Annotated in this window: 18 protein-coding genes and 1 pseudogene; 7 read left to right on the top strand and 12 right to left on the bottom strand. The window is 42.4% G+C overall.

Annotation, left to right across the window (positions count from 1 at the left end; genetic code table 11):
* Positions 1 to 33 precede the first annotated feature (33 nt).
* Both cmoB and cmoA read right to left on the bottom strand, forming a co-directional pair.
* Positions 34 to 1,098, bottom strand: coding sequence for a tRNA 5-methoxyuridine(34)/uridine 5-oxyacetic acid(34) synthase CmoB (gene cmoB, locus JMY02_RS08805; protein ID WP_201597277.1), 1,065 nt, complete (start codon positions 1,096 to 1,098; stop codon positions 34 to 36).
* A 62-nt stretch (positions 1,099 to 1,160) separates the two neighbouring features.
* The gene (gene cmoA, locus JMY02_RS08800) at positions 1,161 to 1,958 is read right to left on the bottom strand and encodes a carboxy-S-adenosyl-L-methionine synthase CmoA (RefSeq protein ID WP_201597275.1); all 798 of its coding nucleotides are present in this window, start codon (positions 1,956 to 1,958) and stop codon (positions 1,161 to 1,163) included.
* A gap of 190 nt (positions 1,959 to 2,148) precedes the next feature.
* Here cmoA and msrA point away from each other — a divergent pair, with 190 nt between their 5' ends.
* The 3 genes from msrA (at position 2,149) to JMY02_RS08785 (ending at position 5,316) form a co-directional block, all read left to right on the top strand.
* A complete protein-coding gene (gene msrA / locus JMY02_RS08795) occupies positions 2,149 to 2,670 on the top strand; it encodes a peptide-methionine (S)-S-oxide reductase MsrA (protein ID WP_201597267.1) in 522 nt (173 codons plus the stop codon).
* 308 nt (positions 2,671 to 2,978) lie between these two features.
* Complete coding sequence (gene tmpT / locus JMY02_RS08790) at positions 2,979 to 3,638, top strand: thiopurine S-methyltransferase (RefSeq protein WP_201597265.1); 660 nt, start codon at positions 2,979 to 2,981, stop codon at positions 3,636 to 3,638.
* 256 nt (positions 3,639 to 3,894) lie between these two features.
* Positions 3,895 to 5,316: a lytic murein transglycosylase gene (locus JMY02_RS08785; protein ID WP_265087964.1), complete on the top strand. Its 1,422-nt coding sequence runs from the start codon at positions 3,895 to 3,897 to the stop codon at positions 5,314 to 5,316.
* A gap of 236 nt (positions 5,317 to 5,552) precedes the next feature.
* Here JMY02_RS08785 and JMY02_RS08780 read toward each other — a convergent pair whose 3' ends face one another.
* From JMY02_RS08780 to JMY02_RS08765, 4 genes are all read right to left on the bottom strand, one after another.
* Positions 5,553 to 5,852 (bottom strand): hypothetical protein, encoded by a 300-nt coding sequence (locus JMY02_RS08780; protein WP_201597261.1) that lies wholly within the window; start codon positions 5,850 to 5,852, stop codon positions 5,553 to 5,555.
* Positions 5,853 to 6,074: 222 nt separating this feature from the next.
* Positions 6,075 to 7,085 (bottom strand): DUF4062 domain-containing protein, encoded by a 1,011-nt coding sequence (locus JMY02_RS08775; protein ID WP_201597260.1) that lies wholly within the window; start codon positions 7,083 to 7,085, stop codon positions 6,075 to 6,077.
* A gap of 165 nt (positions 7,086 to 7,250) precedes the next feature.
* Positions 7,251 to 8,264, bottom strand: a complete 1,014-nt coding sequence (gene murI, locus JMY02_RS08770) for a glutamate racemase (protein ID WP_201597259.1) — start codon at positions 8,262 to 8,264, stop codon at positions 7,251 to 7,253.
* Between the two features lie 274 nt (positions 8,265 to 8,538).
* Positions 8,539 to 9,261 (bottom strand): DUF1285 domain-containing protein, encoded by a 723-nt coding sequence (locus JMY02_RS08765; RefSeq protein ID WP_201597383.1) that lies wholly within the window; start codon positions 9,259 to 9,261, stop codon positions 8,539 to 8,541.
* A gap of 405 nt (positions 9,262 to 9,666) precedes the next feature.
* Here JMY02_RS08765 and JMY02_RS08760 point away from each other — a divergent pair, with 405 nt between their 5' ends.
* Positions 9,667 to 11,526, top strand: coding sequence for an electron transfer flavoprotein-ubiquinone oxidoreductase (locus JMY02_RS08760; protein WP_406947751.1), 1,860 nt, complete (start codon positions 9,667 to 9,669; stop codon positions 11,524 to 11,526).
* Between the two features lie 107 nt (positions 11,527 to 11,633).
* On the opposite strand, the pseudogene JMY02_RS08755 reads toward JMY02_RS08760, so the two are convergent.
* Positions 11,634 to 12,429 (bottom strand): annotated as a pseudogene (locus JMY02_RS08755) (alanine/glycine:cation symporter family protein).
* A 1,182-nt stretch (positions 12,430 to 13,611) separates the two neighbouring features.
* On the opposite strand from JMY02_RS08755, the gene JMY02_RS08750 reads away from it, so the two are divergent.
* From JMY02_RS08750 to JMY02_RS08740, 3 genes are all read left to right on the top strand, one after another.
* Positions 13,612 to 13,872 (top strand): DUF4212 domain-containing protein, encoded by a 261-nt coding sequence (locus tag JMY02_RS08750; RefSeq protein WP_021814233.1) that lies wholly within the window; start codon positions 13,612 to 13,614, stop codon positions 13,870 to 13,872.
* Positions 13,873 to 13,876: 4 nt separating this feature from the next.
* Positions 13,877 to 15,745 (top strand): sodium:solute symporter family protein, encoded by a 1,869-nt coding sequence (locus JMY02_RS08745; protein WP_021814234.1) that lies wholly within the window; start codon positions 13,877 to 13,879, stop codon positions 15,743 to 15,745.
* A gap of 143 nt (positions 15,746 to 15,888) precedes the next feature.
* Complete coding sequence (locus tag JMY02_RS08740) at positions 15,889 to 16,431, top strand: hypothetical protein (RefSeq protein WP_201597258.1); 543 nt, start codon at positions 15,889 to 15,891, stop codon at positions 16,429 to 16,431.
* Between the two features lie 86 nt (positions 16,432 to 16,517).
* Here the strand turns inward: JMY02_RS08740 and JMY02_RS08735 are convergent, their stop codons facing one another.
* The 5 genes from JMY02_RS08735 to JMY02_RS08715 form a co-directional block, all read right to left on the bottom strand.
* Positions 16,518 to 17,123, bottom strand: coding sequence for a rhomboid family intramembrane serine protease (locus tag JMY02_RS08735; protein ID WP_201597257.1), 606 nt, complete (start codon positions 17,121 to 17,123; stop codon positions 16,518 to 16,520).
* 40 nt (positions 17,124 to 17,163) lie between these two features.
* A complete protein-coding gene (locus JMY02_RS08730; RefSeq protein WP_201597252.1) occupies positions 17,164 to 18,216 on the bottom strand; it encodes a 5'-nucleotidase in 1,053 nt (350 codons plus the stop codon).
* A gap of 259 nt (positions 18,217 to 18,475) precedes the next feature.
* Positions 18,476 to 19,765 (bottom strand): TRAP transporter large permease, encoded by a 1,290-nt coding sequence (locus JMY02_RS08725; protein ID WP_201597250.1) that lies wholly within the window; start codon positions 19,763 to 19,765, stop codon positions 18,476 to 18,478.
* Positions 19,762 to 20,289 (bottom strand): TRAP transporter small permease, encoded by a 528-nt coding sequence (locus tag JMY02_RS08720; RefSeq protein ID WP_201597234.1) that lies wholly within the window; start codon positions 20,287 to 20,289, stop codon positions 19,762 to 19,764. The genes JMY02_RS08725 and JMY02_RS08720 overlap by 4 nt, the downstream gene beginning before the upstream one ends.
* 17 nt (positions 20,290 to 20,306) lie before the next feature.
* Complete coding sequence (locus JMY02_RS08715; RefSeq protein ID WP_201597232.1) at positions 20,307 to 21,368, bottom strand: TRAP transporter substrate-binding protein; 1,062 nt, start codon at positions 21,366 to 21,368, stop codon at positions 20,307 to 20,309.
* Positions 21,369 to 21,804: the final 436 nt, after the last annotated feature.

The raw sequence follows: 21,804 nt of genomic DNA, 5'->3' as shown, positions 1-21,804 counted from the left end.
CATTTTCCTTATAGTAGATACAGTAAGTGTGCGCTACTTTTTGGCAATCAAGGTCGCACGCATCGGTGCAGGATAGCCTTCAATGGTCTTTGTTGAATCATTGGGATCTAAAAAATCTGTTAACGAATGATACGTCATCCATTCCGTTTTACGCTGCTCATCTGTCGATGTCACCGCAACATCGACACAGCGTACTTCAGTAAAACCAATTTTTTCTAGCCAGCCGATTAATGTGGCGACTGAGGGTAAGAAATACACGTTATTCATTTGGGCATAACGGTCATGTGGCACCAGTACCGTATTGGCATCGCCTTCAATGACCAACGTCTCAAGTACCAACTCACCGCCTTTGACCAATTGCCCTTTGAGCTGTTGTAAGTGCTCAAAAGGCGACAGACGATGATAGAGCACGCCCATGCTAAATACGGTATCAAACAACTGGCTATGCTCTGGCAACGCTTCAAGTGGTACGGGAATATAATGGGTACGATAACGACCTGTCTCATGAGCATCGGCGCTACCAACAAAATGACGAATCGCCATAAACTGATGATAAAACAAGCAAGACGGATCAATGATAATCACTGTATCCGCTCCAGCGCCAGCCATCCGCCAACCATGATAACCAGAGCCGCCACCGACATCCAATACACGTCGACCTTTTAAATTCCCTAAATGCGGCGCGACTCGTTGCCACTTCCAATCACTGTGCCATTCAGTATCGATGAAAATTGGCGCAGCTTGTTGCCCTTCATCCTGACCACTATCGACTTGACCACCAATCTGAAAAGGCCCTTTGCGCCACGGCATCATTTGCTTTAATAACGCTGTAGTTTGTTTATGCTGAGACTGATTAAGTCTCGCGTTAATCGTCAATATATCACTGTCCAAATCAACATTATCGACGGCTAATGTTGGTAAACGTGCTACCGATGCTTGGTAAGCAGGCGCATGTGCATAATTGGCTTTATCCTTGATATCATTTAGCCACGTGGGTAGTTGCGTGAGCCATTCGTAAGCGCTTGGATACTGCTGAGCCAGTTCTAGTAGAGTTAAATACAGTTCGCGTTCGGCGTGAGTGATTGTGTCGTTAAGCATAAAAGCAGATTACCCTGTCGATAAAAAATAGAAGGAAATGTAACCTTAAAAAATTTTCAGCGCTATTTAAACGCCACAATAGAAACAAAGTTTAAAAACTGAAACCACGTCAGATGACGTTCAAATCCTACGTGATCTAGCCGCGCATGGTGCTCATCTAGAGTATCGGTAATAAGGACGTTTTCTAGAGCATTGCGTTTGCCACTGATTTCCATTTCGGTATAGCCGTTGGCGCGTTTGAAGTCATAATAACGTTCGACCAACCACGCATCGTATTGTTCATCAAAAGCGTGCGTCTTTTCAGTTAATACTAGTATGCCACCTTCACTTAATGCGGCATAAATTTTCTCTAATACTGCAACTCTATCGGCTGCTGGCAAAAACTGTAACGTTAAGTTTAAAATCACCATATCGCACGGTTCAAGCTCAACATCACGAATATCAGCAGTAATCACTTCGATATCGTGCTCAGGATAATGATCACTCAATAAAGTCGTCGCTTCGGTGGTCATTGCGGGTGAGATATCGATGGCTTTAATCTGTAAGTCTTGCGGGTCGAACTCGCCCGCCAGCGTCATACTGGCGGCACCAAGCGAGCAGCCCAAATCATAAATGCGACTGACGCGCTGACCATTATCATCCTGCTGGCGATACTTACAGTGACGACGGGCAAAGATAGGCAGCATGGCCAATACTTGACCATAACCGGGGACGCTGCGGCGAATCATATCAGGAAAACACGCCACCACTTGCTCATCAAAGGAAAAACGCGCCGCTTTATCGAGCGGTGTGGTAAATAGGGTGTCATGCTTGATAGCAGCGTCTGTAGACTGATGGGACTGGCTCATGGTGCGACTCATTTTTGATGGTAAAATACAGATTCAGAAGTAGGTAGCAAAAGCCCATTATAACATTACTGTTTGTTACTTAGCGCTAGTAGATGCCCTGCTAAGCTGAATGGGTAGAGCTAAGCGTAATGACGTATTGAAAAACGACAACATTGTAACCAAATAAAGACCTTAGCTCATATTTATAATAATAGGAAAAATTATGCAAACCATTATATTAGGCGGTGGCTGTTTTTGGTGCACCGAATCGGTATTTTTGTCAGTGAAAGGCGTTCAATCTGTCGTATCCGGCTATATGGGCGGCGATGCGGTATCTGCCAATTATCAGGCAGTATGCGGTGGTGACACAGGACACGTTGAAGTGATTAAAGTGACATTTGATGAATCGGTCGTACCATTAGAAGTGATACTCGATGTCTTCTTTGCAACGCATGATCCCACCACGATGGATCGTCAAGGTAATGACGTTGGTAGCCAATATCGTAGCGTCGTGTTTTATACGGACGAAGATCAGAAGCCAACGGTCGATCGTACGATCAATAAATTGCGTGATATGGGCGTCGGTGTCGTCACAGAAGTGCATCCAGCGGTTGAGTTTTATCAAGCTGAAGACACGCATCAAGACTTCTTTAATAGAAACCCAGGACAGGCATATTGCAACTTTGCCATACCGCCAAAACTGGCTAAATTGCGTAAAGAGTTTAGTAAGTACATGGTGAGCTAAGCAATTGATTGAGTAAAAAATCATACTCGATATTAGCCAAACGCTTATACAATAGGCGTTTGGCTTTTTATTGTGTTAAACATTATCAAATAAGACGTTATAGGCAGGTTAATATAAAAAAGAATCAACGAGACTGAGATAAATTTTTTTGCTTGCTGTGCCTACGCCGACAGAGGCTACAAAAAACTTATCTCAGTCTCACATTATAATGTCGTGTATCCATTTTATTTGGTATCAACTATATGAACGTGAATTTAAAATAAAACAATCACCCACAATTTTAATGCCTACAAATAGAGGTCTCTGTTATGAATCCTGAATTTTGGCAAAAACGCTGGCAAGAAAAGCGCATCGGCTTCAATCAATCCGAGGTCAATCCATTATTAATAAAGTATTGGACAGAACTAAACTTACTAGCTGGCAGTCGCATTTTTGTACCGTTATGCGGTAAATCGATTGACATGGTTTGGCTGGCAGCACAAGGCTATGAGGTGGTGGGAATTGAATTGGTCGAATCTGCCGCGCAAGCATTCTTTGCTGAACAAAATATTCAGCCTACCGTGTCTCAACATACAAAAAAACCAGCTATTACCTGCTATCAAGGACAGCTTTTGGATAAAAAATTAAAGATATGGGTTGCGGATATTTTTGCGTTAACCTCTACAGATATCGGCCATGTTGACGCCATCTATGATAAAGCCGCGTTAATTGCCCTGCCAGCTGACATGCGTTGCGACTATAGCGCACAGATACGTAAAATCAGCGGCAATGTACCACAACTCTTAATCACATTACGTTATGACCAAAGCAAAAAAGAGGGGCCACCATTCTCTGTCAACGGTGAACAAATACAGCAATATTATGGCAACCATTATCAAATCACCGAGCTAGCAAATGAACCCGCCTCTATCGGGTCAGCACCTGACATAAAAGTCACGGAGCAGGTTTGGTTGTTGAATAAGTCATAGGTAGATGGTTTACTGCTAGAGGATTTTTAAGAATTTGGGGCTTGTGACACTGTCATCTTTTCCAAAACCCTCTCCTAATCTCACGCTAACGTCAGCTTATAGTAACTGAGTGCTTCGACACCTTTTCTTTATTATTGAGATTGGTTACTCTAAGTCGATACTGCTTTTAATTGCTTTTTACTTTTACTCACAATTTCGATGCTTATAGGATATTTTCATGCGTTTGACTCCCCTTTCTACTTTGTCGCTTCTTAGTATGGCAGTTGGCCTAAGCTTTGCCAGCACTGCCCAAGCTGCTCGTCCCGAAGCACCCAATTTATCAAATAGCGAGTTTCAGCAATGTTTGGATAGACTGCAAAACTCAAGTAAATTCAGCGGGGTCAACAATTCTACCTTCAACAACTATCGTCCTAGCCAGCCTGACCCTAGCGTCATTCAGTCACTCAATTATCAGCCAGAGTTTCAAAAAGATGTTTGGGATTATTTATCAGTACTCGTAGACAAAGAGCGTGTCGAAGATGGTATTCAAGCCAAACGCCAATGGCGCGACACGCTACGCCAAATCGAATCGCGTTATGGGGTAAAAGCCGAGCATGTCTTGGGTGTATGGGGCGTCGAATCTAACTTCGGGCAAACTTTGGGCAAAAAACCCTTATTTGAGTCTTTAGCGACGCTATCATGCTTTGATCGTCGTCAAAGCTACTTCCAAGGTGAGTACGCCAATGCGCTAAAAATCGTGCAAAATGGTGATATTGCGCCAAATGACATGACGGGTTCATGGGCAGGTGCTTTTGGGCAAACACAATTTATGCCGAGCACTTTTTTAGAATTGGCCGTTGATTTTGATGGCGATGGTCGTCGTGATCTGGTCAATAACGTCCCCGATGCACTGGCATCTACAGCGAACTTTTTAGACAAACGTGGCTATCGTACGGGCGAGCCTTGGGGTTATGAGGTCAAGTTACCCAATGGGTTTTGGGCAGCATCTAATCGTAAAGACAAAAAGTCTATCAGTCATTGGCGCAATCAAGGTCTGACGCTTGCCAACGGTAGTACGCTACCTAGCGACTTGAGTAGCGCAGGTCTATTGCTACCCGCTGGTATGGAAGGCCCTGCATTTTTGGTCGGTAAAAACTTTGACACGTTTTATTCGTACAACGCTTCAGAAAACTATGCCTTGGCAATCGCGCACCTATCCGATTTGATAACCCGCGAAGACAGCAGCAAAACTGACTTTGTCACTGCATGGCCAACAGATGATCCTGGTATCAGCCGTCAGCAAGCCAAAGACATACAGCAAGCACTATTAAATGCAGGCTATGATATCGGCGGCGTTGATGGAATCATCGGCGACAATACGCGCACAGCGATTCAGCAATATCAGTCTAGTCGTGGTATTTTCCCAGCTGATGGCCGCGCAGGACAGAAGTTCCACCGCGCCATCGTTGGTAACACAGCTCCAAGCAACCCACAATTTGGCCAACCTTCAAACGGCCAACCTTTGAATCCTGCTTCTGCAGATCGTATGGGACAACTGATTCAACAACAAACGAGCAATCCTAATACTTACTCAACACAACCATCGGCTCAACCATCAAGCGCTGGCAATACGCGCTATCGCCGTATCACAGGTGCTGATGGCGTTGTGAAGCTTGTTCGTATTGATGAAGGTTCGTAATATAGTCAGGTCGATATAGGAAAGGATCAGTGAGACTGGGATGAATTTTTTGTAGCATCGAGCTGCGAAGGCACAGCAAGCAAGAAAAATTTGTACCAGTCGCGCATCATAATACCGTGTATCCACTTTATCTAATATTGACTGTATGATATTGATAAATTAAATTATGCTCACTTAAGCAAAAAGCCACGCTAATCATAGCGTGGCTTTTTTATACTTTATATCTTAAGAAAAACTTAAACGATAGGCGGTGGATTTGGTTTACCATTGTCGCCATCCCAGTTTTCACGTGCTTTGTCGTCTAAATCCGCAGAAGTTTTTGGTTCCCACTTACCATTCTCTTTCCAAGTGGCATCACCCCAGTCCGCATCTTCTGCTTTTCTATCCAGCTCTTTATATGCTTGGCTAGGATCGATACCGCGGCGCTTCATGTCTGCTACCTGCTCTTCCAAGGTATGGAACTGATCGGCATCATGCATAGACTTCTCTAAGCCATCAAGTTCTTTTTTCAAGGCATCACTTTTTGCGTTACTCATTATATACTCTCCTTAATTGCTCAACATCGTTATGCGTTCTGTATGTTTTTAATCTTAATATAAATAAGGTATTCGATATCAATAGCTGATTAATCTTATTATCACCAGTCCAAAGCCCATTCGCAACCATTGACGCGTATGCTTTGTATTACAAAACGTAGTCATAAAGCGTAGAATAATCCCTATATTTATTTTATGTGGGACTAATTAGCGTACTGACTATTAGGTTTCGGCATCCTCACTATCTACTAGGCTTTTTGCATAGAGAGTCAATTTCCATAGCTCTTGTGACACTCGCGTACCATAAGCACCATAGGTTGTTAACTGTATCCATTTTGCGGCCACCAGCTGACGTTGCAGATTATTTAAGTCATCTTGAAAAATTTGGCAGCGTGAGACAGCATGAACATTTGGCATGTCTTGTTTGATGTCTTTATCAGCTTTTACTGCTATCAAACGATTGATGGTGTTTTGCAACCCATAACTGGAAAAGGTCGTCGGAATTTTTACTAATGCGACCAATATCTCTCGCCATGTCAATGTCATGACTCTAGTAACATCTGTTAAGTTGCCACCTTCATAAGCTTGGGCGCTGTATTGAATATTAAAGGTTTCTGGTAACACTATGGTGCTACTGACACCATCAGCCACAGAACCTGCTTCCGTGGCCTCATCGCTGTCTTTTTCCACCATGTTATGGTTGGATAAAAGATCCGTAAATCTTTCTGCCACTGTTTGCTTACTGAATTTAATCATTTCTTCGCTGGCTCTTATCCAACCACCAGCCACTTCATGATCATTCGAAATTTTATAGTAAGCTTGCACCAGCAGCTGCTCAATATCATCTTCTGTATCGTAATAATATATTTGGTTGTCTTGTCTAATGACTGACTTGATAAAATCTTGTAATTGCCGACTGGTATCCGTATCTTTGCGATGATTTTTGACTAAAATCACTAAAGGTTTGAGCTTGGCTTTGGCGTTCAAATAACTTAAGTGCATTTGACTCACGCCTGTTTTTTGTACCGCACCGTAACTGTCGCCGATGATCATCAATGCATAATCACAGGAGTCAATGCATTGGCGACCATATAAGGACGCTTTAGGCAATTTACTTGATACATCATAAGTCAAGAAAGCACGGCTCTGAAAAAACATTGCTAGGCTATCTAAAACCAGCAATTGATCGTTGTCGGCGCATATGACATGAATATGATAACGGCAGTTTGGCACAATTACCTCTAATTTTCAGGCATAACATAAAAAAATGTAATATGAGACATAGCACAAATATTTTGTTTGGCACAGCCTAGCACAATCTCACAAAAATACGCTCAATTTATTTAAAAAATTCCATACTATAATTGTGGCATTTAATATCAACAACATTTTTTGCGGCTACTTGGTGTAATATTTTAATATAGTCTCTTTGCCAAGCAAGCGCTCTATCAAAATGCCCAATTTTTCATCATATTTAGTGGCATAAAAAGTCAACGGTGGTCGAATGCCAACATTGGTTTCACTAGCGATCTCTGAACGTCTATTATCTGCACCACTATTGCCTTTGCCATCATCAAAAAATGCCGACAGCTGGTTTGTCACCAATAGCTGTTTGACTCGCTCAGCAATGGCTTGTCCAGAATCCACCACTTGCATAGATAGCTGCTGCTGGGCAATCTCATCTAATAAAAATGCTTTGAAAAATGGATAGTGTGTACAACCTAGCACCAACTGGTCAATACCATCATTGGCAAAGGATTGTAGCTGCTGGCGCAAGTACAGAGCGGTAGTGTCTTGTTCTGGCATACCTGCTTCAACCCAAGTCACTAATTGTGGGTCAAAATATTTAGTGACTATCGTACTGTTAGGTTTCGCAAAGTTATTAATAACATTATTTAGCAATGTACCATTCAAGGTTGCCTTGGTTGCCAATACTGCCACGCGACCACTTTTGCTGGCTAATATGGCGGGCTTCAAAGCTGGGACTAAACCAACAATAGGTACTTGCGGATAACGACGCCTTGCGGCCTCAAGCGCATAAGCTGAAGCACTATTGCAAGCAATGACGATAAGCTTACAGCCCTGCTCACACAGCCATTCTACAGCTGTTAAGGTTAGGGTTTCGATATCGGCACTGTCACGGCTGCCATAGGGTACATTTAACGTATCGGCATAATAGACATAACGCTCAGCAGGGAGCTGCTGCGCCAAATGTAAATACACAGATAAGCCACCAATACCCGAGTCAAACAACCCTATTGGAGCGCGACGGTCTTTATGACTAATAACGGTATTGTCCGCTTTTTTATTGACATCACTTTTGATAATAGCTGTATTGTCAAAAGCGCCGATATGAGAAGCATCTGTTCGGACTTTGACCCCGTTGATGAGATTACCTGTGGCAATACCCATTAATGTTCTACCGTCATTGTTGTATACATATCGTCATCTTCATACTTTTTATTAAATCACATATAAAATTGAATCTGATGGAGCCTATAACAGTCGAAGCAGTTTAAAATAGCTGCAAGATAGGCGTCCGCAAATAGTCCACTCAGTACATTAAGCGAGAGTAACGCCGTACCCATTTACCAATGCGTTGACAATAGCTATCAAATTATTTGATTGATGAAAATTATAATAACTAACAAATGAATTGCAATGAGTAAATTGTCATCGCTAATATCTAACTGGCTGGCATCGATAACCGATAAGACTGTTCGCCACTCTGTAACGTCAATATTGTCTCGCCATTTTGCTCTGTCAATTGCCCAATCTCGGTCAAATGATAAAAAGTATTGCGCCCGATAAGCGCCGTCAAACCATTTCTCACTGGCATATAAGGACGTACCTGACCCTCGATGCCGACTCCTTGATGACCTTTATTATCTTCGCTACTATCAGAGTCACTACTATCAACTTTAGGCTTGTACGCCTTTAAGGTAATAGGATGCTCATTATCTAAACGTACCACATCGCCAGTCGTCGTTGTAAATTCTAACCAGCTCATATTGTCTTCATGCACAATACCGACATCATTGATTAATAAAGGAACGTCTTCAACTTGGATACGAATTTTTTGGACAGGGGTTTTCAAAAAATACTCAGTAACACCTAGATTTTCTTCTTTCCATAAAACAGTGGCAAATAAATCAACCAGTGACTGCCTAGTCATTTGTCCGCCTTCGTGCCACCACTCACCATTGGCCTTTATGATTAGATCCATATCTGCAACATCTTCAGGGTGCCATTTTTCTAGTGGCGGTATAGCGCGACCTTCACGCGTCCCCGCAGCAGCCTTTAGATATTGGCTAAGAGCATCCATATTGTTTAGGTTGGACGGCATGTCGTTTGAGGGTTTGGCAGCATTTTCGACATTTTCAGTCACGTTACTGGTATTGTTGTTCATCATGTAATCCTTCACCTAGTATTCAAAGTTTGGAAAATCTATTATTACTATAAATTTTAGTTTCGGGTATGATAAGGTCATATCATGTCAATCCCCTCATTACCTTGAACTTACCTTAACACTGATACCCATAAATGCGTATCGTGTTTATAGGGCTTTTCTTTTATAATGAGTAACGATTTTTTATTGAATTGGTCAAGTGGGTGTTGTATTAACAACACATTTTACGTGATGTGTTGATGCCTTTAGAGAATGGGTTTCAACAATAACATGGCCCATTGATGCCGCAAAGACAGTTTCTATCGGGCAGCCATATGTCTGAGTAAAGTTAGCGCCGCAAATCTATTATTCAATTGTTAAGCTAATGATGCCCTGAGATAAGCCACTAAAAGTTTAGGAGTAGGTATGCAAGAGCAAGACAATCAAACGCCAGTTATCGATGGTGACACTGTGCACACTGACACATCAGTAGCGACAGAGACAGCTGCCCTAAATAAAGCAGAGTCAGCTGCCCTAAATAAAGCAGAGTCAGCTGAAGCGGTGACTGAAGAGATATCAACGACTGATACCGTCGCTGACCCAGAACCTGAGCCTATCGCGGCAGAGCCTGAAATCGAACGTGAATCAATGGAATTTGATGTTATCATCGTCGGCGGTGGCCCTGCAGGACTGTCTGCGGCTATCCGTTTGCGTCAGCTTGCTCTCGAAGCAGGCAACGATGAGTTTATGGTTTGTGTGGTCGAAAAAGGTTCTGAATTTGGCGCCCATACTTTATCTGGTGCAGTCATCGAGCCGCGTGCTTTGAACGAGCTGATACCGGACTGGAAAGACAAAGGCGCACCGCTCAACGTGCCAGCAATCGAAGACCGCTTTTACTACTTAAACTCTGCCACCCGCTCTACTAAAGTACCTGACCCTTTGATTCCAGCGCCCATGCATAATAATGGTAATTATATTGTCTCATTGGGGAATGTGGTTCGTTGGTTGGCAGTACAGGCAGAAGAGCTAGAAGTCATGATGTTCCCAGGCTTCCCTGCGGCTGACATCTTATACAACGATGACGGTTCTGTGAGAGGTATTTTGACTGGCGATATGGGTGTGGCTGCTAATGGCGAGGCCAAATCAAGCTTTGAGCCAGGTTACGAGCTACTTGCCAAATACACCATTTTTGCCGAGGGCAGCCGTGGTCATTTAGGCAAACGCTTAATCAGCCGCTTTGGTCTGGATAAAGACTCTGATCCTCAGCATTACGGTATTGGCTTAAAAGAGCTGTGGGAAGTCAATCCAGAAAAACACGAGCAAGGCGTGGTGATGCATGGTCTTGGCTGGCCTTTGACTGAAACTGGCTCTACTGGCGGCTGGTGGTTATACTTTGATGAAAACAACCAAGTAAGCTTTGGTTTGGTGGCTGACTTGTCTTACCACAACCCATATATGTCACCATTTGATGAGATGCAGCGCCTAAAAACCCATCCCGTTATTAAAAATGTCTTAGAGGGCGGTAAGCGTATTTCTTACGGCGCGCGGGCCTTGACTAAAGGTGGTTTGAATTCACTACCGAAATTCACCTTCCCAGGTGGCGTATTGGTCGGTGATGATGCTGGATTCTTAAACCCTGCCAAAATCAAAGGCACACATACCTCGATGAAGTCAGGTATGCTAGCCGCCGAAGCTATCTTTGAGGCCTTACAAGCCAATCGTCAGCACGACGAAGTCGTTGCTTATAGCACTATGTATAAAGAATCATGGCTCTATCAAGACAATTACGAGTCGCGCAACTTCTCACCAGCGATACACCGTATGGGTCTGTTTATGGGCGGTGCATTTACCTTTATCGAGCATAACTTATTGAAAGGTAAGATGCCATTTACGTTGCATGACAATCTTCCGGACTATGATCAGCTAGAGCGTGCCAATCATGCTTATCAGCCCACTTATCCAAAGCCTGATGGCAAACTGATATTTGACAAGCTCTCATCGGTATTTGTCTCTAATACCAACCATGCGGAAGATCAGCCGGTACATTTGAAATTGACCGACCCAACCGTTCCTGTTTCGATCAATTTGCCCTTGTATGCTGAGCCTGCACGCTTATACTGCCCAGCTGGAGTATACGAAGTCGTAAAAGATGCTCAAGGTGCCAAATTTGTCATTAATGCACAAAACTGTGTGCATTGCAAAACTTGTGATATCAAAGATCCTTCTCAAAATATCACTTGGGTGACGCCAGAAGGCGGCGGTGGTCCAAACTATCCAAATATGTAAACCATCCTTGTGATGATGTTGGTTCTAATAAATTATCAACACACCAATAAAAAACCGCCCTTTAAATAAGGGCGGTTTTTTGTTTCATATATTTAACGACTATAGAATCAATCCGTCCACGCATCACGATTGGCTTCATCTCGCAGCTTCACAAAATTATCGGGATCAAATTTGATTTGTTCGCCCGTTTTGCCTTCTTTGACTTGACGTTCATAGTCACGCAATATTCTCAATGCCACTGGCGAGAGCAATAAGATAGCGAATAAGTTGACCAAGGCCATTAGACCCATTGATAAGTCAGCGAAGTTCCATATTGCTGGCAACCGCACCAACAAAAACCATGCCAAGCACCATAAAGCGGAATATCATGATCATGACTTTGGCGTTTTTCGCACCAGAGATAAATTCAAGATTTGACTCGCCATAACTGTAGTTAGCAATAATAGAGGTGAAAGAAAAGAAGAAAATAGCAATCGCTACGAAGATAACACCCAAGTCACCCACATACTGCGACAGTGCCAACTGAGTCAGCTGAATTCCTTCTTGCTCAACATTCGGGTCAACCACACCCGATAATATAATGATTGAGGCGGTTGCCGTACAGATAACCAAAGTATCTAAAAATACACCCAGCATTTGCATAAACCCTTGCACCGCTGGATGGTCGGGCTGACTCTTCGCCGTTGCCGCCGTATTAGGCGCTGAACCCATACCTGCTTAGTTTGAAAACAAACCATGCTTGATACCTTTTATCATCGCTTGCGCAATACCATAACCAATGACCCCGCCTGCTGCTTGCTCAAAGCCAAACGCTGACTTAACAATTAAGACAGTCGCTGCTGGGAATTGGCTAAAGTTAGTGACGATAATAAACAATGCCAATAGGATATAGAGAATCGCCATAACGGGTACGATCTTACCCGCAATACGCGCAACAATTTCCACATATGGCCGAAATGGCGAAACTGAATAAAACGTGTGGCTACCGTAAAATAAATACCAGCACCTATCAATACGAACATTAGGAGTCCATACCAAGGGTTACTAGCAATCAACCAATCATTATTGCCCTAAATAATACTTACACCGTAGTTTACGATGTTATTAAACCAACCTGCTATCCCTTCGCTCATAAAGATTTCTCATTCATACTTTATATCTCTCACTTGCATATCGTATTGATATCGTTTGCAACCAACATGACCCTTAAGCAGCCTTGTTTTAAAGTCGCGACATCAAAATATCATGTGCATTCTATAGATATTCAGCCGTTTGCTATATCACATTTACCTATTAGTTTATAACGATTATTTATAAAATAAATGTTAATGGCAGTTAATATCCTATACTATGTGTGTGAGTAACAATTTAGCAGCATAAATTACACCGTTATCGTACTGTTTCAGTAACGTTAACCACCAATATGATGTTTGCCATAATATTACTGATGGCATTTTCTGGAAAATATAGATACTATCTATAGTTGCCTTTGGTTAGTATTAATAGCTTCTATTTAGTATAGAAAATTTTATATAGAGTCGATACTTAATAATTCGCATGAATAGTTAGCTTATTAGAAACTTTAAGAAGCTTGTCAGGAAGACAAGATTGCAAAAAAGACAGCGGACCGTCTCACCCCACCTTCTTTCTTCCTCAAAAAATCCTATCCTTTGCGATACTCTTAATCAAAGCGACCCATACAATACTGAATAATTTCGTTGTTACTTTTAGATCAATGCGCTTAGTGATCTTATATTTTTAGTAACTCTATATTTTTGGTGATTTTATGCTCTTGATAATGTCATATATTGTTACACATGAATGATCTCGCTGTTTATCTCTGTCAATTTATAAAGCAGTACATATCTATTTTTTATGACCGTATATAAGTGATAAAAAATAGCCAAAGCCTCTCTCATGTTATTGTTGGTATTAGTGCGTTTGAATCAATTACATTAGCAGTCTATGAAGCAACGTTTTTGCACTAGATACCGTATTTTTGCAATCGGTAAATGCTAGACTATTTATGATGTGATAGGATTAAATCAACAATAAGATTTTAGGTAAGACAAAAGGAGTTGTCCTATGGAAAACCACAACGATCCATCCGGCTATTGGCGTGCCAATATCCGTCTTATTATCGGTAGCCTAGTTATCTGGGCACTGTGTTCATATGGCTTTGCCATCTTATTACGGCCACTCATCGCTGGTATCAAAATCGGCGGTACCGACTTAGGCTTCTGGTTCGCTCAACAGGGGTCTATTGGGATATTTATCATCTTAATTTTCTTTTACGCTTGGCGTATGAATAAGTTAGATAAACAATATGGCGTAGACGAGGAATAGCCCTATGAGTCAATTTGCGATTAATATTATTTTTGTGGGTCTATCTTTCGCATTATACTTCGGTATTGCGATTTGGGCACGCGCTGGTACGACTAGTGAGTTTTATGTTGCAGGCGGCGGTGTACACCCTGTCGTAAACGGCATGGCCACTGCTGCTGACTGGATGAGTGCAGCTTCTTTTATCTCAATGGCAGGTCTGATTGCTGCTAGTGGTTATGGTGCATCGACTTATCTGATGGGCTGGACCGGTGGTTATGTTCTATTGGCAATGCTGCTCGCCCCTTACTTACGTAAGTTTGGTAAGTTTACCGTTCCTGACTTTATTGGCGATCGCTTTTATTCTAAGACCGCTGCTATGATCGCAGTCGTCTGTTTGATTATCGCCTCAACGACGTATGTTATTGGACAGATGACGGGTGCTGGCGTTGCTTTCTCACGCTTCTTAGAAGTTGAAAATACGACTGGTCTGATTATTGCGGCTATCGTTGTATTCTTCTACGCCGTACTTGGTGGTATGAAAGGGATCACTTACACACAGGTTGCACAGTATGTGGTTCTAATGATTGCCTACACGATCCCTGCTGTATTTATTTCACTTGAATTAACAGGCAATCCAATTCCAGGTTTGGGCTTGTTTTCAAATCATATAGAATCAGGTGTGCCCATCTTGACTAAGCTTAACCAAGTCGTGACCGACTTAGGCTTTGCTTCTTATACTGCTGATGTCCCTAACAAACTGAACATGGTGCTATTTACCTTATCACTCATGATCGGTACAGCAGGCCTACCACACGTTATCATTCGCTTCTTCACCGTACCTAAAGTAGCTGATGCTCGCTGGACAGCGGGTTGGACGTTAGTGTTTATCTCGCTACTATACTTTACTGCTCCAGCAGTAGGTGCGATGGCACGTCTAAACCTAATCGATACCGTCTATCCACAAGGTGTTGCAGAAGCGCCTTTAGAATACGATCAACGTCCAGACTGGATGAGAACATGGGAAGATACAGGTCTTATCAAGTATAACGATCTGAATAATGATGGTCGTATTCAGTTATATAACGATAGTGGACTTGGTACCGCTCAGCTAGCACTTAATACCGCACAAACTGACGGTGGCGATGTTGCTGCAGCAACCGCGGCTGTTGAAGCAGCTCGAATCAAACATGATACAGAAGTTGATGGTCGTTTTGCTGCTGCAGGCTGGGCAGGTAATGAGCTTGACGTGAATGCTGATATCTTAGTATTGGCTAACCCAGAAATTGCCAATCTTCCACCATGGGTCATTGGTCTAATTGCCGCAGGTGGTTTGGCGGCTGCACTATCAACGGCAGCTGGTCTATTACTGGCTATTTCATCAGCAATCAGTCATGACTTGATCAAAAGAAACTTGAATCCAAACATCAGTGATAAGGATGAGTTAAAATACGCACGTATCACTATGGGTGTGGCGATTGTGGTAGCTACCTACTTAGGTATTAATCCACCAGGATTTGCCGCACAGGTGGTGGCATTGGCTTTCGGTATTGCTGGTGCGTCGCTCTTCCCTGCACTGATGATGGGTATTTTCTCTAAGCGTATTAACAACCTTGGCGCGATTGCAGGTATGTTGACAGGCTTGATTAGTATCTTAGTTTATATCTTTATCTTCAAAGGCTGGTTCTTCATTAGCGGTACTGCTAACTTCCCTGATACTGAAGAGTACTGGTTGTTTGGTATTTCACCTTTATCATTTGGTGCGGTTGGTGCTTTACTTAACTTTATCGTAGCGTTTGCTGTATCTTATGCTACTGCGCCACCACCATTACACATTCAAGAATTGGTGGAAAGCGTCCGCTCTCCACGTGGCGCGGGCGGTGCAGTCGACCACTAAGCTCACGCATGATGATATATCTTCAGTTACCATATATCACTCACAGGCAGTAGCTGCTTGTGAGTGATTTTTTTATCGCCTATTTATTACAAAAGTTTTTAAATTTTTGTAATAAATATATTTAACGCATTAAGGAAAATTTTATGCTTTTTGAGTTTATCGCTACCATCGCTGCCGCATTTGGCATGGCTGGATTGGCACTGGTCATAACTCACCTCAGTAAGCTGGCTGGAAAACGTGCGCCAAAATGGCTGATTCCTCTCTTTGCTGCTATTGGCATTTTTGCTTTTCAAATACATCAAGAATACAACTGGTATGACCAGCAAGTGAGTAAGCTACCTAAAGGCGTGCAAGTGGTCAAAACAGCAGAGAGTACCGAATGGTTTCGTCCATGGTCGTATGTCAAACCACAAATATTACGCTTTATAGCTGCCGATATTGGCAATGCTAGCGTACAAGTGGACAATCCAAATATACACTTGGTCAATCTGTACTTATTTGAGAGACGCAGAAGTATACAGAAAATACCACAAGTCATAGACTGTAATACCCCTGCACGTGCAGATTACGTGATACCAGAAAAAGACAGCAATATTACAATCGACGAACATGTCCAGCAGACAACAGCATGGCGAGATTTGGCAACGGATGATCCATTATTTATCAGCATTTGTACTGATAAATAATAGCGGTACTGTCACTATGACAGTGACCTGATCTTGAGAAATAACCATAAGAAAAGTTTCAATGATATTCAAAACTCTTTAGACATTTAATAGCGCTGAGAAACTGCCGAATAAGTGTGCTTTGAGTTAGCCCCTAACAACAGTCCGGCGCATAAACCACCAAAATGCGCCGCAAATGAGATACCTTGTTGCGGCATCAATCCTTGCTTGATAGTCAGCCAATAGCCAGTACCCATCACAATACAGGCCACAAGATACCCCCAACGCCGCGCAAATATTGCACCACCTATCATATAACCGAACATCGCAAAACACAGTCCTGATGCACCAATATGAATAGAAAGTGGCGAACCAATGATCCAAGTGACCAATCCAGAGGCGACAACCAGTTTCAATACCGTACGATAAGCATTTTTTTCAAACAAGCCAAACAAAAATAAAATTTGTAACAACGTCACAGTGTTGCCAAGCAAATGTGAAAAGTTGCCATGCATCGTCCATGAAGCAAACACTCCTATCATACTGCCCACATCTAAGGCACGCGGAACAATCCCAAAAATATTCCACAGTCCAAATAAGGCGACTTTATTCAAAAAAAACATGCCCCACATCGGTATCAATACAAAAGCATATAAGCCGATAACCTGTTTTATTCGCATCACAATCAAGCTAAGCAACTGCTGCCAATTCATATAGCATTTTGTCCTTTTGATTAATTTCTTTAGGTATGCCCTAATGATTCACAGCAAAAAGCGGGCGCTCTACCGGTGTAAAAGCCAACAAGGTCGCGTCTTTATCAGTCGTTAAATAACTGTCGCCATGTAGTAACGACGTCGAGTGATAAGGTACTAAAGCTGTAGGAATAAAACGTCGTGCCGCATCAATATGTTTGATTGAATCATCAAAAAAGATATGAGGCGCAAACGTTCTAAGCACCGCTGTTTTTTCTAGACCGCCTAAGAAAAACGCCATATCGACATTGACACCCCACTCTCGTAGCGTCTTGATAGCACGCAAATCAGCAGGCGCATTGCGAGCCGTGACCAATGCAATTTTTATTGGAGAGTATTTAAGACCCGCTGGCAAACGCTCTTGTAAATTTGATAGCTTAATCAACAATTCCGCATAAGGACCTTTTTCAATTGGTAAGTCTCGCATCTGTATTTCACGATCGTGAAAGGCGCGCAGACCTTTTTGCTTATAAAGTAGCTCGCCTGAATCATCAAATAATACCGCATCTCCATCAAAAGCAATGCGTAGCTGATTGGTATCTAACTCATACGTGTTTACAGGCGTCGCATCGAGTATGGCACAAGCACAAATATTAGCATCGGCAACTTGCTGCGCGTCATCACGGTTAGTGGTTAAAAACAAATCAACATTGAAATCTTTAATGTAAGGAGCAACAAGACTACCTGAAATAAATGCTGATCGTGAAATATTAAGCTTGTGTTCAAGAATCGCGTTAAGTACTTGGATACCTGTATCTGGACTGCTTTTTGAGACGATAACGACTTCCACCAATGGTGCTTCAATATCTAAGTTTGGCGTGCCATCTCTATGACAGTAATCGTTTAGATTGAGCAGCGCTTTTATCAAAGGGTAGCCTGCACCAATATTTAAAGGGTCGTTTTCACGCTCGGTCATATAGTCACGGAATTCTTTGATAGCGCTTGTAGGTCGCTCCTCTAATAGCTGCAATAAGTAATTTTCTGACTCTGTTAAATCAAAAAGCGCCGTTGCAGAAATCGCGACTATTAGCGTGTTACTAAAATCGACTGCCATACTCTCTCTACTTATAAAATAATCTATACGGAAATATCAACCAGTTTACTACATTCATAAGCCTTTATAATGCTAAGAAAAGTTATCGCTGGGCAGTGTGCGATAAGTGCAAAATAGACTTGTAAATAGCCTACTCAAAATACCCGCCCAAGAAACACAAAAAAGCCATATTGCAGTGACCACAATATGGCTTCTAAATGTGAATACATTATAAAACTGTGATAGGGCTAACCTTCAGACTATTTTTTATCGACAATGCCTAGGTCAATAATACTAATGATATCGCTGGAAATGCCACCAAAATCACCAAGCGAATGACATCAGAGACGATAAAAGGCGCAACCCCACGAAACATATCGCTAAGCTTTATATGTGGTGCCATCGCTTTAATCACAAAGATATTCATACCCATCGGCGGTGTGATCAAACCAAGCTCCACCGTCAACACCGCAATGATACCAAACCAAACAGGGTCAAACCCTAAAGCAACAATAATAGGATAAACCACTGGGATGGTAATGACCAACATTGCCAAAGCATCCATAAACAGCCCTAGCAAAAAGTACATGATCAGAATACAAATGAGTACAATCATCGGACTCACGGCCAATCCACCGATCCAAGACGCGAGCGAATAAGACAAGCGCGATACCGAGATAAAGTAACCCAGCGCCTCTGCGCCCAGCAGCATAAAGAATACCACCGCTGATAAGGCAAGCGTTTCAATCAATGACTGCTTAAGACCTTTTAATCGCATACCTTTGGCAAATGCATACGCCCAAGAGACAAACGCCCCCACTGCTGCGCCTTCTGTTGGCGTAAATAATCCAAAGAAAATACCGGCAATAATAATGATGAAAATAAAGCTAAAAGGTATCAGTCCAGTTAATGATAATATCTTTTCTTTCCAAGAAGTAGGCTCACCACGGCGCGCTAAATGCGGCTTCCAGCGCACCATAATCATGACCGTGATGGAATACATCACCATGCCTAAGATACCCGGTAAGAAACCAGCGATAAACATATCACCGACGGACTGCTGAGTTAAAATGGCATAGACCAGCAAAGCAATACTGGGCGGAATCATAATACCCAAAGTACCGCCCGCTGCTAAGATGCCGCAAGCAAAACCTGGCTGATAACCGTACTTTTCCATTTGCGGCAGTGCAACTTTCGTCATAGTAGAAGCAGTGGCTAATGAAGATCCAGAGATAGAAGCAAAAATACCAGATGATCCAATACCGGCTATACCGAGGCTGCCCCTTACCCCACCAAAAATGGTACGAGTGGCTTCAAACAATTTGCCTGCCATGCCTGAATGGGTCGCAAAGACTCCCATCAAAATAAATAAAGGAATCGCACTAAAATCATATTTGGCTAAAACATCCACCGGAATGTCTTTAAGCATTTGCAGTGCACCACTTGGTGCAGTCACTGCCCCAAAACCGACAAGACCCACACCTAGCATTGCCAGTGCTACTGGCACTCGCAGGACAACAAGCAGAATCATGACGATTAAACCAATGGCTCCAATAATTTCTGGACTCATGCGCCTGTCTCCTCGGCGTCAAAAAACTCGCCCGTTTTAAAGATATTGATAGATTCGATCAGTGAGCGAATGGCGAGTAGGAGGCTTAGAAATGCACTAAACGCATAGATAGGCATCATCGAAACTCTTAGGTCTTGAGTGACCTTACCGTACTCTATGGCATCAATGGCACTCTCATAGAGACCCCAAGCAAAGACGATGCCAATAAAGAAGAAGCCCATCATAAAAATGCCCATTAAGTAGCCTTTGATAGACTGGGGCATTTTCTGAGTGAAGACGTCTACGATGATTTGTGAGCGTTCGACGAAGGCGGCAAAGGCGGCAAGCAAAGCAAATAGCATAAAATAAGAAACTATCTCTACACTGCCTTTGACGGTAAACCCAAACTCCCCACCGCTAAGCTTAAAAACATAACGAGCAGTGACATCCAACATGGTCGTCAGCACAATAATAATAAGACTGATACCACCAAAAAACTGGCATAATCTAGAAATGAAAGTACTAATTTTGATTAAAAATGCCACGTAACACCTCCAATGAGTTATACCACTTTGCAGGCGGCACTAGCAGCTTTCGCTTTTTCATAGACACCATTAGCATCTAAACCCAAAGCGTTAACGTCACTTAGATATTTTTGCGTGCCCTTCTCCAGTGGACCTTTCCAATCAGGATCATTAAGCGGGTCAGGAATTTCGATAATTTCATCACCTTTATCTTTGGCTGCTTGTATGGCCATTTGGTCATGTTTGTCAAATACTTCACCGACCTTGTTGGCAAGCGTCATCCCTGAATTCTTATCTAAAACTTGCTTTAAATCATCAGGTAAGTTTTCGTATTTGTCTTTATTCATAGTGACCATCAAGGCTGAACTATAAAAAGGAATATTGGTGTGATACTTAGTAATCTCGTCAATTTTAAAGGCAGTTACCGCTTCCCAAGGGAAGCTTAGCCCATCAACGACACCACGCTGTAAAGAGGTATACATATCATTAGCAGGTAATCCAACAGGTGATGCGCCAGCACTTTCAATGATATCACCAGCAACCGCAGAAGGACGACGGATACGCATACCTTTCATATCTTCAGGTGTGCGTATCAATTTATCAGTAGTATGAAGTGAGCCAGGTCCTGCGCCATACATAAACAGTAAATGTGAGTCTTCATATTCGCTAGCAAGAGTGCCATCATTATAAAGAGTTTGTAGCATACAGCCCATTTGAGTGGCTGAGTTGGATAAGCCTGGCAGCTCAGTAATTTGAGTTAAAGGAAAACGGCCATTGGTATAGCCATGAGCTTGTGAGCCAATATCTATCGTCCCTTTCGCAGCAGATTCATATGTAACGTCAGCTTTGGCAAGACCCGCTGATGGATACAACTCTACTTTTAGACGACCATTAGAATCGGTTTCTATTTGCTTGGCCCAAGGCTCAAAAACCTCTGTGCTAATAGATGAAGTGGCTGGCCAAAAATGAGAAAAACGCAAGACAGTCGTTTCTTGTGAAGTGGCTGAAGAGCCATCTGTAGTGTTATCAGATTGGTTAGAGCAGCCGAATAGACTGACAGCTGCTAAGGCACCAATTGAAAAAATAGGAGCTAGCTTCATTATCAATTCCTTTTGATAATTATGAGAGTAAGAGTAAAACTTTATAAATGGGAGTTTGATCCTGATACAAACTAAGTGATGTACTCAGATTGGCTGTATTTTTTATATCCTTATAATGAAAATACTGTTCAAAATTATCACTTATAATGATATAAGTCAAATCATTTTAATAGATAGAATTGGCAATTTATCGATTGGATTGAAAAAAGGTCTCTGATATCTTAAGACTCATACACCATTTTAAAACTGATAGAGAGGAGGGTTGTTTCAAAAAACGAACTCCTATCGAAAGGATTTGCTGCGTAGATCAGTAGGAATAAAAGATAAAAAAAAGAGCCACCCAATTAAGGGTGACTCTTTTTAGAATAGAGAGCTGACGATGACCTACTCTCACATGGACGAATCCACACTACCATTGGCGCTACGATGTTTCACT

This window comes from Psychrobacter vallis, from assembly GCF_904846715.1.
In the GTDB taxonomy this organism is placed as follows: Bacteria; Pseudomonadota; Gammaproteobacteria; order Pseudomonadales; family Moraxellaceae; genus Psychrobacter; species Psychrobacter vallis.
Note: the sequence above shows the minus strand (reverse complement) of the source record. Positions and strands in the feature narration are given on the sequence as shown.